The organism is Termitidicoccus mucosus (assembly GCF_038725785.1).
Lineage (GTDB): Bacteria > Verrucomicrobiota > Verrucomicrobiia > Opitutales > Opitutaceae > Termitidicoccus > Termitidicoccus mucosus.
Genome location: NZ_CP109796.1, coordinates 4,349,733 through 4,362,180 on the forward strand (window position 1 = coordinate 4,349,733; position 12,448 = coordinate 4,362,180).

The window sequence follows — 12,448 nt, forward strand, 5'->3', positions numbered from 1 at the left end:
TTGGAATGTGGATACCGCCCCTATTTCTTTTCGTGCGCCTCCGGTAGGCTGCGGTCATGCAAGGCCCGAAAAAATCATTGCCGACTGAGGCAAGGGGAGAGGCGTGGTGCTCACAAAGAACGCAGGTGCGTTCCGGGTGGGCGCGGCCTGTCCGCATTTTTCGCGCGCGCGTCGCGAGGGAGGAGCTGCCATGCTGACGGCCAAGCCGCAATTAAATCTCGCCAATGTGGAGGGGTATTTTCGCGAGCACTTGGCGACGGGCGACTACTACATGGACGGCCATGTGGTGCGCGGCGAGTGGCGCGGGGTCGCCGCGTCCATGCTCGGGCTCGACGGCATCGTGGACGAAAAAAGTTTTTTGGCGATGTGCGAGGGTCAGCATCCGGAAACCGGACAATGCCTGACCATGCGGCGCAACACGACGCGTCGGGAAGGCGAACACACGGTGTCGAACCGGCGCGTCTTTTATGACTTCACCGTATCGCCACCGAAGTCGGTCTCGGTGGTCGCGCTCTGGCAGGATGCCCGGATTGTCGAACTGCACGACAAGGCTGTCCGTGTGATGGTCGATGAACTGGAAAAATTCGCCGAAACGCGGGTGCGCAAGGACGGCGAAAATGGCGAGCGCGTGACCGGCGGCATCGCCGCCGCGTTGTTCCGGCACGACACCAGTCGCGAACTCGATCCGCATTTGCACACGCACTGCGTGGTGTTCAACGCGACCTACGACTGGACGGAGGAAAAGTGGAAGGCGCTGCACGCGACGGGCATGTATCGCGCCCAAAAGTTCGCCGAGAATCTTTACTACCATGAGTTGGCGAAGGGGCTCCGCAATCTTGGTTACGAGATCGTCAACACGCCGACCGGATTTGAGATTCAGGGGGTGCCGGAGAGCGTGGTTGCCCGCTTTTCCAAACGCCATCACCAGATTGATGCGGAGACGAAAAAACGCATCGCGGAGGAGGGATTGCTTGGCAACGAAAAGGCGCTGCGCGCGCAGGTCGCGCAGGACAAGCGGCGGCGCAAAATAAGAAGCCTGTGCGCGGAAAAACTGCATCCGCGCTGGGCCTCGGAAATGCCCGCCTCCGAACATGAGGCGCTGGCAAAACTGGAGCCGGCGCGCCTGCCGCCGCCGCCGCCGTCGGTGGTAGAAAAATGCGGGCTGCCCGGGTTTGTCGCGTGGGCGGATGCGCACCTGTTTGAGCGCCGCTCGGTGGTCGGCGACTACGAGCTGATGTCGGCGGCGCTGGCCCGCGGACGCGGCCAGAATTTTTCCCTGGAGGACTTGGAAAACGAGATGGCGAAGCGCGATTACATCCTCGATGCGAAGTCGCGAAAATTGACCAACCGCGAGGCGCTGTCCTGCGAACTGGCCATCGTGCTCGCCGCGCAGGACGGGGTGCGGAGTCGCGACGCGTTCAATCCGGCGCATCAACCGTCACCGTCGCTGTCGGCGGAGCAGCGCACGGCGGTGTCGCGCATTTTGCGCAGCCGCGATTTTATCACGGTGTTTCAGGGAGCGGCGGGCACGGGGAAATCTTTCGCGCTGAGGGATGTCGTGCGAGGATTGGAAGCGGCGGGGCATCCGGTGGTCGTGCTCGCGCCGCAACACCAGCAGGCGGCGGACTTGCGTCGCGACGGCATGGCCTCGGCGGACACTTTGGCGAAGCTGCTGGCGGGAGAGGCGGGAGGGCGGCTGCCGCGAGGCGCGGTCGTGATTGTCGATGAGGCCGGGCAGATCGGCGGACGCGACATGCGCGCGCTGATCGAGCGGGTGCGGGCCTGCGGCGGGAGGCTGATCTTGTCGGGCGACACGCGGCAGCAGGGCGCGGTCGCGGCCTCGGACGCGCTGCGCTCCATCGAGGAGCACACGCGTTTGCAGACGGTGCGTCTGGGCGCGATTCGCCGCCAAGACCCGGAGGCGGTGGCATCGCGGGAAGAAAAGGCGTTTGTGCGAAAATACCGCTCGGCGATGAAAGCGGCGGCGGAGGGCCGGCTGGCGGTTTCATTCGACAAGCTGGATGCGATGGGATGCATTCGTGAATTGGATGCCGGCGAGCGCATGACGGAACTGGCGCGCGAATATTGCGAGGCGCTGGGTCGCAAGGAAAAAGTGCTCGCCGTCGCGCAGACTTGGGACGATGTGCACGCGGCCAATGACGCCATCCGTACGCGTCTGCGCGAGACCGGCAGGCTGGACGCGGGCAGGCCGGTGGCGTCTTGGCAGGCGGCGGACTTGAGTGAGGCGCAAAAGCGTGATGCGCGCTTCTACACGCTGGATGCGGGTGTCTTCTTTGTTCGCGGCTACGGACGTTTCAAGCGGGGCGATTGGTGCGAGGTCGCCGGTGCCGGTGAGCACGGCGTGACGCTGCGCAAGGACGGGCGCGCCACGACCGTGAGCTACAAATGCGCGGACCGCTTTGTCGTCACCAGGACGAATGAATTGGAACTGGCGCGCGGCGACCGCTTGCAGATGAAGTTCAACGGAAAATCCGCCGAGGGGGCGGCGATTCGCAACGGCGAACTGGTCACGGTGCGGCGCGTGATGAAGGACGGGCGCATCCGGGTGCGTGATGATGCGGGCGTCACCAAAACGCTCGCTGCGTCGCAGCGGATGCTTGTGCGCGGCTACGCGGTCACCTCTTACGCCTCGCAAGGCAAGACGGTTGACACCGTGCTCGTCGCCCATGACGGCGAACAAGCGCCGATGAACCGCAACCAGTGGTATGTGGGCATCTCGCGGGCGCGGCAAAAGGTCGTCGTGTTCACCAGCGACAAGGAAGCGCTGAAGCTGAACGTCGAGCGCGAGTCCGACCGCGAACTGGCGCTGTCCGTCAAACCCGACGAAGCGACGGTCGAGGCCGTCCGCGAAGAGTTGCTTTTGGAGGCGTTTCAGCACCAGTTGTCGTTGCAAGCGCATGAACGCCTGCGCGAGTCCGTCCGCCAGTGGGTGCCGCCTCCGCAACAACAACCGCAACAGGACCAATCCATAAATAGAGGCATACGACTATGAGCAGACTCCGGGAAGAAATCGAACGCCGCCGCGCGGCGAGAAACGCACAAGCCGATGGCGGCGGCATCGCGGATGCCACCGCCCCGGCGCGGGCCGGTGAAACCGGCGCGGTCGCTGCGCCGTCCAACGCGCCCTCGTGCCTGCGAATCACCAAAACGAACGGGCAATGCTGGCTGCTGCCATGGGCTTGTTTCCACGGCGCAAGCCATGACCCGGATGTCTCTTCCGCCGATGGCAACGCCGGGCGGTGCGAACGCCTGCGTTTGGTTTTTTTGCGCCATGAAGTCATCCTGCACGGGCGCGGACTTGCCGGCCTTGTCGATGCCATCGAGGCGGCGCGGTTGCGCAAACTCGATGAGGTCGCGGAAAAGTTCCGCGCCGCCACCGGGGACGGCCCTGTGATTGTGAAGATTGAAGTAAAGGTGGGGTGATTTTGGTCTTTTTGTCCTCAAAAATGGTCGGAATGTCCAAGACAAGCGGAGGCGTTTTCAGGCATGGTGGCGGGGCTGCGCGCAATGAATGCGCGCGGCGGTGTATTGATGACCATGTTGTTTCATCTCTTTCTTGCCATCGTGAGTCTCGGTTGCGCGTTTTTCGCACGTCGGGTCGGCATGTCGCCGGGTGCGGTGCTGGCGATGTCGGCGGTGTTCGGCGTGTTTGCCGTCTGGCAGGTGGCGTGCGGCGTGATGGCGGCGCGTGGGCATTCGCGCGCGAAGCCGGTTCTGACACTGGGCGGGTTTTCGTGGTCGTTGAATGACTTTTGCCGGGGCTGGCTGGTGACAGGCGAAACGGGTTCGGGAAAAACGCTCTCGGCCATCAATGCCATGCTCTGGCAGGTCTCGAAAAATTGCCCGCGCTGGGGCGGCATCTGCATCGACGACAAGGGGCTTTATTGGGAGACGCTTTCAGAGATGTTCAGGCACCTCGGGCGCGAACAGGATTTGATTTTGCTGCAAGTGCGCCCGGACGGCGCGCCTGCGGATTGGGAACCGCCGCACACGTTTAATTACCTTGAGGACCCGCGCCTGCCTTTTTCAGCGAAGGCGAAGGATGTCTGCGATGTCGCCGCCTCGCTCGGGCAGGACAGCGACCAGGCGTTTTTCAAGACGCAGGCGGAGATTCAGATGGACTTTGCGTTTCAGGCGCTGGCCTGCGCCGGGTTGCCCGTCACGCTCAACGACGCCTATGAAATGCTCTCATCGGACGCATGGACGAAGGAAGTCATCGGGATGCTGGATGAAAAAAACACGACGGAATCGCGCGAATTGATGGAGCATTACGAGACGCAGATCGCCAGTCAGCCAAAGGAGCAACTGGGCGGCGTGCGCGGCACGCTCGCCAATCGGTTGAAGCATTTTACGCATCCCGACATCGCGAAGGTGTTTTGTCCCGAGAAATCGTCGCTTTCGTTTGCGGAGATCGACCGGGGCAAGGTGATTTGCGTTTCCATCCCGCAACGCTTCAAGACGGAGCGGCGATATATTCACACGCTGCTCAAGCTCGTGTTCTATTCGCATGTGCTGCTGCGCTTCGACCGGACCTCGAAGGAGTGGGCGAATGACAATTTGCTGATATTGTGGGCCGACGAGGCGCAAAAGATCGTGACGGCGAACCATGACGGCACGAGTGATTACAACGTCGTGGACGTGATGCGCGAGGCCAGGGCGACGGTCGTCGCGGCGACGCAAAGTTACACGTCGCTCATCCCGCCGATTGGCGACGAGCAAAAGGCGAAGGTTTTTATCGCGAACATGGCGAACCGCATCATGTTCAAGGCCGCCGACGAGGAATCCGCGAAAATCGCGGCGGATACGCTGGGGAAGAAAAAGTATAGGAAACGCACCCATGGGTATTCCGCCGGCAAGCGGACGATGTCGTATTCCGAGGAGGAAAAGTATTATATAGAGCCGCATGAGTTCCGGCGGCTGCGGAAGTTTCAGGCGGTCGTGCAGCATTGCGAGGCCGGGTTCAGGCGCATGGTGCTGCCGCCGCGCGACGCGGATGGGCGCGTGTGCGGGTGGTTCCGTTAATCTCATTTTTTCATGACGGAATTTCGACCCAGTAAAAACATTGGCGACGACTCGTTTCGCCAGCGTCGCGAACAACTTCGCGACCTCGGCGCGCATCTGCGCGGGTACATCAAGGGGCAGGCGCATGTCATCGGGTGCGTGGAATCGGTGCTGCGGCGCGGCGAACTCGGCCTCTCCCATCCGGGACGGCCAAAAGGCTCGTTTCTTTTTGTCGGCCCGACTGGGACGGGCAAGACGGAGCTAACGAATGCGTTCACGGGGTATTTGTTCGGCGGTGCGAAGCCGTTGCGCTTTGACATGTCGGAATACCAAACCCAATCTTCGATTGAAAAACTAATTGGCGAGAAGGTCGGCGATATTGGCTTGCTCGGGCGCGCGCTGGCAAAGGCGGATGCCGCGCAGGGCGGCGGTGGCGGGACGCTTTTGTTTGATGAAATCGAAAAGGCGCATCCGCTGGTATTGGATTTGTTTTTGCAGATATTGGATGACGCGAGCATCACGCTGGCGAGTGGCGAGCGGAAGAACCTTTCCGGTTTTTATATCGTGTGCACGTCGAACATCGGCGCGGCGGAGGCCATGCGGATGCAGTCCGCGCCATTCGCGAGCATCGAGCGCACGGTATTGGCGCGGGTGAATCAAACACTGCGTCCCGAACTGGTGGGGCGCATGACGGAAAAGGTGGTGTTTGCACGGTTGCCTTATGCGGTGCAGCGGGAGATTTGCGAAGCCATGATCGCGGGCGAATTGGCGCGGCTGCAAAAGCTGTGGCATGAGATCACGGTTACTCCCGATGACGTGGAGACGATTTTGCGGGCTGGTTTTCACAGGACGCTCGGCGCGCGCCCCATGCGCGGGGCCGTCGAGCGGTTCTTGCAGGACAAAATCACAGCGAAGCTGCTTGATGCCGGATAGGAAGAAAGGCAGGGGCCGTGTCACGGGCCAAAGGCTTGTTTGCGCAGGCCGCGCAGGGCGGTCAGTTCACCGCCCCAGTCGGTGAGCGCGGGCAGCGGGCGCGGCGCGCTGTGCGCGCGGCGGTGGAGTTTGCAGCGGTAGTGCGCGAGGTGTTGCGCGACGAAGGCTTTGCCGCCAAGCACCGCCCCGTCGGTGAAATAGCGTATCCGGCATCTCAATACGGTTGCCAGCGACAGGCGGGTTTTGCTCTTGAGGGCCTGCTCGAATTGCTCCGGAGGGAATGGCGGCGGCGTGCTCATTGGGTGCGGAGCCTTTGCCAAAAAGCGACTCGCGATAGGCGGCTTGGACGGCGGGCCAGTGTTTGCCCTCGCCGATGATGTGCGTGAGTCCGGCGCGGGCGGGCTTGTTGTCGGCGACCGCCTCGGCGTAGCCGCAGAAACGGTAGTCTTTCGGGTCGGCGGCGAGGCCGGTGCGCACGCAATTCAGGTCGATGTAGGCGGCCATCGTTTCGAGCACGCGGCCTTTGGGTTCGAGCAGGACGGACTTGAAGCGTTCCGACCAGAGCGTGCCATAACGGCGGTGAACCAGACGGAGAAACGTTGTTTTACCAGCTTCATGAACTGCGAGATGTCGCCCATGAGCGCGTGCTGGCGTTTGCGCCACGTATCGGCCTCGGGGCCTCCGGTTTTGAGTTGGGCCTCGATCACGTCAAACCTAGCCGCTTGATAGAGGATGGGTTTCGGATACATCACGCGATAGCGGCGGAGCAATTCGGCGTCGGAGATTTGCGAGTCGGGCGGTACGCGGACAAGCACGTGGAAGTGGTTGGAGAGGATGGCGTAGGTGAGGATTTGCAGGCCGCAGTAGTCAGCGGCCTGCCAGAGTTGACGGCGGAGGATTTCCTGCACGGGGTCGTCCAGCAACCGCTCGCCGTTCACCGTCCGGGCCAAGCAATGGTAAACAGCCTCGCCTTCGACGGGTGAGACCTTTCCGCTTCCCGGCACCAGATCATGCTCCTGTCATCTTATGAATGACCTTTGCGCTGGTTATCGCCACCGGCCTGAGCCGCCAGCAGTTCAATCGGCAAGTGTTGATATCAATAATTTTCGTAATTTTTTTATTTTCGCTTGCATCGTCCATCCGTTTATGCAAACTTCTTATTTAATGCGGCCCCAAATATCCCCTCGCCAAATTGTTGAGTGCCTTGGCCATAAGCGCATCTTGATGGGGTCCGCGTTAATTTTTTGCGCAGGTGTGTTGGCTTATTCTGTAAATTCCGGCTCGGGCGGTTCAATACCGCTGTGGACTGGCAATCTGTTAAAATCCACAAGCACACCAATGGGGGCCTCGGCAAATGCAAAGCGAACCCCAGGGAAGCAGTCGGCAGAAGAAAAGGCGGAAGGGGAGCGCCTTTTGGGAAAGGCCCGTGCCTTGGAACTCGGGACCAATGGTGAGGCCGTTGATTACGCCCGGGCGTTTGAACTTTACAAAAAAGCAGCAGAGCTTGGCAGCGCGGAGGCTTGGTATCGTATGGGTTGCATGGCCCTGGCACAACGGGTGGAGGGAATTTTGCCCAAGAGCGCGGTGGGATATTTTCAGAAGGCCGCCGACTTGGGGTTTGTTGATGCGTATGTGGCCTTGGCGCGGACCTATATCGAAGGACGGTTGACAAGGACGGATACGGCCAAGGCGGATTTTTATTTAGATCTGGCAATTGAGGCCGGTAATGCAGAAGCGATGTTTTTGAAAGGCTCCTTATTAGCAGGGACCGTGGGTTCGGAACAGGCTGGTTTGAATCTGCTGATGGAGGCGGCCAAAAATGGGAATGCTGATGCACAATACACGATAGGCCGCATGTATAGAGATGGGACGGTGGCGGTTGGGCAAGATATGGGCATGGCTGAGAAATGGCTACGATTTGCCGTTGAGAACGGCTCGGTCCGAGCCAAGGCGGAACTGGGTTTGTTGATGATGAAGAACAAATCTATGAGTGCCACGCAAGGGCAGGAAGCCGCAGAGCTGCTTGCGGAAGCGGCAGACGCCGGGAACAGCAAGGCCGCCCATGCGCTGGCAAAAATGATTTTTGGCGGGAGTCCGTCGTCCTCAGCGTTGAGTGCAATTCGTGAATATGCGGAAAAGTCTTTTGATGGAGGGAAATCCGACGGGGCATTCTTGATGGCTTTGAGTTATGCGGTGGGGAAGAATCCCGATTTTGATCAGGCGCTACAATGGCTTGAGATGGGAAAAGTCGATCAAGATTGGCGCAGTCGATATGCGCTGCAATTGATTCAAAGGGGCACGGATACTGTTGAAGCGTTCAAAACAGCTATTGGTGCTGAATTTAAAGATTGGGTTGAGGCCTTCGATGGAGGGAAGTCCATGCCGCCAAATGTCACGCCACCAAAAATTATTGAGATGACCAACCCCAAGTTCCCGAGCAGTCTCGCGGCATTGAATGTGAAGGGCAATGTGGTGGTGGAATTTGTGGTCGCGCAAGATGGAACCCCACAGGGAATACAAGTGGTCAAGAGTTCACATCCAGAATTGAGTGCTTCCGTAATCAAAGCAGTGGAGTCGTGGAAGCTGACGCCCGCGATGAAAGATGGGCAGTATGCGCCAATTAAGATAAAGGTTCCGGTTCGTTTTAGGAACGGACTGTGAGTTCAATTTTGTCACCCATGAATACATATAACCCCATAATTAATGTATTTTTCAGATTTAAATATCTGATACTAGCATTGTTACTTACGATGCCTTGTCATCTCCATGCATGGGAATGGCTTGATGGTGATGATGGATATGGGGATGATGACGGTGAAATAGAATTCCCAATCATTGATATCGATGATGATGACGACGACGGCGATGGCGAGGGTGACGGGGATGAATATGGTAACGGAGACGGTTATGGTGAGGAGGGGGGGGATAGCGGTTATGGGGATGGCGAGGGTGACGGCTACGGAGATGGCTATGGCAATGGGGATGGTTATGGGGACGGTGGCGACGACGGCGGTTGGTTTAATGATGGGTGGTGGAATTGGCTGACGGATCCTGATCCTGACGATCCTTACTATAACCCCTATTCTGATAATTCCTATTATTCATCTAGTGAATATGGAGAGGTGCTCCAATATGCGGCAGATGATATATGGAGCACAATAGCAGATTTGAGCAGTGCTGCCTATGATTCAATTTCCGATATCTTCAGTGATATTGGGAATACGCTATGGGATATTTTTGAAGATGCGTGTTTGGATTTTACAACAGATTTGCTTAATCCGCTTGGGCATGCTTATGCTGATGTCGGTTATGCAATGGCGTGGGCGCTCGATGGCATAGCGGAAGGCCTTGGCACATTAGATAACATGGGGGTTGATGAATTTTTTGGTGGCCTGAACACTATGTTTAGCAGTAATGGCAGTACTGGATGGGAGGCCTTAGATAAAATATTAGGTACCGCGCAATTTATTTCAGGAGCTGCAGAATTGGCGATTAGTAAGGGACCAGGTTTCCTGCATGATCTTGCTGATGACCTTGACCAAGCTATGGATGACATCGTTAATTGGCTTGACACTACCTTCTGAGATACAAAAATATCTATATGTTTAAGAGATCTGCAAAGATAAGTGAACGATTTATTGCTTTTATCCTAAATCTCATTACGGTGGGGATGTATGTCGCCATACTTAAGAGATCCCTACTAGTGTGGTTGGGAGATGATTTAAAAACGTATACATTTTTGGGATTTGGATGTTTTTATCTAATGCATTTACTTTTAGTTTTATTATTATGCATATGCATGTACAGATTTAATGGGAGTTTTTGGGGACTTGTTTTCGGGTTGCGCTTTCAGAATCAAGGCAAGGAAGGTCTTTCTAAAATGAATTTTTGTATTAGGAGTGTTCCCACGATATTATTTTTAGTTGGCGGAGTGGGGAGGATGCTTGATGTCATGACGCCGTTTAAGGAAAAATTATATCCAATCTTTGTATCTTTATCAATATTGATAGTTTTCATGAGCAGCCTTGTGGTTTTGATTACGCGTAAATATTCGTTGTTGGATATGGTTTCACGGACTGAAGTCATGAAGTTCATTGATGCTACTAATGCTAAAAATATAAATGAAAATAAACTGTAGTGAATAATTTCGATGTTAATTAAACTTTCTGGTGTTATTCGATAGTTTATGGTTTTTGCAAGGACGCTGGCGGGCTTTTTTTGAATCCCCTATCGAATGTGGTGCGGTTTTAGTTGCAGTATTCATTTGGATTTTATTGCCTTTATTGCTGTGGCGAAATAGATATGTATATATTTGCACAGGAGTAATATCGGCCTTATCGATGTTAGGAATAGGCCTCACAGGCACACGAGGGGTGATGCTTGCGTGGTTCGTCATGATGGGCGTTTCGCTAATATTGATTAGGCGATCGCGTCTTGGGTATTGGCGTCATATATTTTGGTTGTGCTTGGGCTGTCTAAGCTGTCTCGCCGTTGTTGTCTATATGACGTCGGCATATAAACGTTTCGAGATCATGTTCTCGAATGATGCGTCGGTTATCAATCGCATTGAGATTTGGTCTGCTGCCAGTAAAATCATCTCTTGCAACCCTTTTGGCATTGGCCACGGCGAAAGCGGCAATTTTTACAGCCAGTGGTTCCAACCTTTTAACGGATCCTATTCTTATACAGGCGTGCTTAACAGTTATTTGGAAATCGCAGTCGAATATGGAATTGCCACTTGGCTGTTGGGTTTGTTTTTTTTCAGCCTTGTGTTGTTCCCGGTTTTGGCCGGATATGGCGGAACGGAGACGCAAAAGGCATCAAAATTCATTTCGCCGATGGCGACTTGCGCCGCTGTGTCGTTATTGGGAATCGCCGTGTGTGGTTTGACAAGCTCGGTGCATGTGTATGCGGCGATCAGGATAATTAGCCTGATGGATCTATGCATGCTGATAATCTATTTTTTTACTTATTGGAGATCAATGCGTTTGAGGTCTGTGTTTTTGGGAGCGGGTATCTGCTCATTTGTGATGCTTCTCGGCATGGTAGTATGGTGGGGGTTCACTGCCGGAACAAATACCGTGGAGGCGCGCCTGGAACGGGACGGCATGGTCGCATTGCGATGGCTGCCGAAAGGAACAACTGGCGTTGAAAACAGGCAGTTGCTAGTCTTTCCCGACCGGGCTGAATTGGGAGTGCTCCACGGCCAAAAATTAAGAGCCCTGCTGCTTTCGAATGATAGATACGCTGAGTTTCTTATTTTGGATCCGAGGAAACCTGTGCCCCGCAGCCTACCCGCTGCCAATTACGATGTCGCTGTGTTTGGCGACGCGGTTGAATGGCTTCCGCACCTTGCGATCCCCGGGGTGAAAAGATGGCTTATCGTGCATCCACGGGGGGTGTATTATGAGGCTCCGCAAAGGGCCGCAATGACGGTGTGGCTGCCCCGTTTTGATTCCACTGACCGGGACGCACCTTGGCGGATACGCAGGGATGGCATTGTGTATCATGAAACAGCGTCATGCGGGGGCATAGTAAGCATGGATGACATCAAGATAATCGGGGGGCTTTTGAATTTATGAGGACCTTGTTCAAGGTAGTATTGGCAAGCTTTGCCTGTATAATCCCGGCATGGGGGAATCCTTTTCAGGCAAGGTCAAACCTGAGCCTTTCCGATATGGATCAGGACGGTGACTTGGTTTTCCGGTTTCGTCTGCTTGAGCTTGGCTTGGGCGAAGACATTTCGTTTGAGGTGGCGCTTGATCACAGGCTGGAGGTGTTGGACTACGGACGATGCAGGAGTCGGCTGCACTTGCGTCCGTTGGAGACAAGCGTGTGCCGGCGAGATGAAGGGGAGGTGGTATGGGAACATCCGGGCGGAGGAACGCTTGTTGCATCCGAAAACAGACTCGCGGAAGGTTATCAACTCAGAGGCAATATAGAAGACCAGATGGAAATTGCCAAGCAAGGCTGGATTCTGACGTATGCACAGGGCTGTTTGACCGCAATCACACCCCCATCCTCGCAAGAGGTGGCGTGCCGCGCCAATGGCAATCATATTTGCGAATTTATCGGTATGAGGAAGTCGCTTTTGAGTGTGGAATGGAATCTGTCAGGCAATCCCGCTTCGTTGCGGACTGCGGAGCGCCACTACCGCTTTGTTGAGGATGAAGAAGGCCGTTTGATTGAGGTGGTGGACGAGAATATCGGAATTGCCATCGGGGAATTTCGTTACGACGAAAATGGGCTTCTTATTTCAGCCAGATGCCGGGGGCGTCCAAGCATTGAGGTGCAATGGAGGAAGAACGATGGATTTGGCCGGGGAAACTCTTTTTATAAGAAACCTTTCAGCATATCCCGTGTCAATAGGGTAAAATATGTGTATTCTCGGAACGGAAATCGTGTATCGATGAAAAAATGCGATTCTGGGAAATGGGATACATTACAATGGGAATCATTGAATGGGAAGATTATATCCATAGTGACCAAATAG

Annotated in this window: 11 protein-coding genes; 9 read left to right on the forward strand and 2 right to left on the reverse strand. The window is 55.8% G+C overall.

Annotation, left to right across the window (positions count from 1 at the left end):
* The first annotated feature begins 190 nt into the window (after positions 1 to 190).
* The 4 genes from mobF (at position 191) to OH491_RS15215 (ending at position 5,955) form a co-directional block, all read left to right on the forward strand.
* Positions 191 to 3,013, forward strand: coding sequence for a MobF family relaxase (gene mobF / locus OH491_RS15200; protein ID WP_068773177.1), 2,823 nt, complete (start codon positions 191 to 193; stop codon positions 3,011 to 3,013).
* Complete coding sequence (locus OH491_RS15205) at positions 3,010 to 3,444, forward strand: hypothetical protein (protein ID WP_068773178.1); 435 nt, start codon at positions 3,010 to 3,012, stop codon at positions 3,442 to 3,444. The genes mobF and OH491_RS15205 overlap by 4 nt, the downstream gene beginning before the upstream one ends.
* A gap of 114 nt (positions 3,445 to 3,558) precedes the next feature.
* Positions 3,559 to 5,043 carry a type IV secretory system conjugative DNA transfer family protein gene (locus OH491_RS15210; protein WP_342750547.1) on the forward strand — a complete coding sequence of 495 codons (1,485 nt, stop codon included), beginning with the start codon at positions 3,559 to 3,561 and terminating at the stop codon, positions 5,041 to 5,043.
* A 147-nt stretch (positions 5,044 to 5,190) separates the two neighbouring features.
* On the forward strand, positions 5,191 to 5,955 hold the full coding sequence (locus OH491_RS15215; RefSeq protein ID WP_342750548.1) for an AAA family ATPase: 765 nt from the start codon (positions 5,191 to 5,193) through the stop codon (positions 5,953 to 5,955).
* 20 nt (positions 5,956 to 5,975) lie between these two features.
* On the opposite strand, the gene OH491_RS15220 is transcribed toward OH491_RS15215, so the two are convergent.
* Together OH491_RS15220 and OH491_RS15225 are read right to left on the reverse strand one after the other, a co-directional pair.
* Complete coding sequence (locus OH491_RS15220; RefSeq protein ID WP_334319761.1) at positions 5,976 to 6,254, reverse strand: hypothetical protein; 279 nt, start codon at positions 6,252 to 6,254, stop codon at positions 5,976 to 5,978.
* Between the two features lie 183 nt (positions 6,255 to 6,437).
* Entirely contained in the window at positions 6,438 to 6,959 is a 522-nt protein-coding gene (locus OH491_RS15225; protein ID WP_334319762.1) for a transposase, read from the reverse strand.
* Between the two features lie 22 nt (positions 6,960 to 6,981).
* Here OH491_RS15225 and OH491_RS15230 point away from each other — a divergent pair, with 22 nt between their 5' ends.
* From OH491_RS15230 to OH491_RS15250, 5 genes are all read left to right on the forward strand, one after another.
* Positions 6,982 to 8,616 carry a TonB family protein gene (locus OH491_RS15230; RefSeq protein ID WP_084442743.1) on the forward strand — a complete coding sequence of 545 codons (1,635 nt, stop codon included), beginning with the start codon at positions 6,982 to 6,984 and terminating at the stop codon, positions 8,614 to 8,616.
* A gap of 17 nt (positions 8,617 to 8,633) precedes the next feature.
* Positions 8,634 to 9,539 (forward strand): hypothetical protein, encoded by a 906-nt coding sequence (locus tag OH491_RS15235; protein ID WP_342750549.1) that lies wholly within the window; start codon positions 8,634 to 8,636, stop codon positions 9,537 to 9,539.
* A 17-nt stretch (positions 9,540 to 9,556) separates the two neighbouring features.
* Positions 9,557 to 10,093: a hypothetical protein gene (locus OH491_RS15240; RefSeq protein ID WP_342750550.1), complete on the forward strand. Its 537-nt coding sequence runs from the start codon at positions 9,557 to 9,559 to the stop codon at positions 10,091 to 10,093.
* A gap of 202 nt (positions 10,094 to 10,295) precedes the next feature.
* Positions 10,296 to 11,537 carry an O-antigen ligase family protein gene (locus tag OH491_RS15245; protein ID WP_342750551.1) on the forward strand — a complete coding sequence of 414 codons (1,242 nt, stop codon included), beginning with the start codon at positions 10,296 to 10,298 and terminating at the stop codon, positions 11,535 to 11,537.
* Entirely contained in the window at positions 11,534 to 12,448 is a 915-nt protein-coding gene (locus tag OH491_RS15250; RefSeq protein ID WP_145929136.1) for a hypothetical protein, read from the forward strand. Before OH491_RS15245 ends, OH491_RS15250 begins: the two co-directional genes overlap by 4 nt.

Excerpts from the sequence above, each read along its gene's own strand:
- OH491_RS15220 (WP_334319761.1), bottom strand. The coding sequence starts at position 6,254 with ATGAGCACGCCGCCGCCATTCCCTCCGGAGCAATTCGAGCAGGCCCTC.
- OH491_RS15210 (WP_342750547.1), top strand. The coding sequence starts at position 3,559 with ATGTTGTTTCATCTCTTTCTTGCCATCGTGAGTCTCGGTTGCGCGTTT.
- OH491_RS15240 (WP_342750550.1), top strand. The coding sequence starts at position 9,557 with ATGTTTAAGAGATCTGCAAAGATAAGTGAACGATTTATTGCTTTTATC.
- OH491_RS15205 (WP_068773178.1), top strand. The coding sequence starts at position 3,010 with ATGAGCAGACTCCGGGAAGAAATCGAACGCCGCCGCGCGGCGAGAAAC.
- OH491_RS15245 (WP_342750551.1), top strand. The coding sequence starts at position 10,296 with ATGTTAGGAATAGGCCTCACAGGCACACGAGGGGTGATGCTTGCGTGG.
- OH491_RS15250 (WP_145929136.1), top strand. The coding sequence starts at position 11,534 with ATGAGGACCTTGTTCAAGGTAGTATTGGCAAGCTTTGCCTGTATAATC.
- OH491_RS15230 (WP_084442743.1), top strand. The coding sequence starts at position 6,982 with ATGAATGACCTTTGCGCTGGTTATCGCCACCGGCCTGAGCCGCCAGCA.
- mobF (WP_068773177.1), top strand. The coding sequence starts at position 191 with ATGCTGACGGCCAAGCCGCAATTAAATCTCGCCAATGTGGAGGGGTAT.
- OH491_RS15235 (WP_342750549.1), top strand. The coding sequence starts at position 8,634 with ATGAATACATATAACCCCATAATTAATGTATTTTTCAGATTTAAATAT.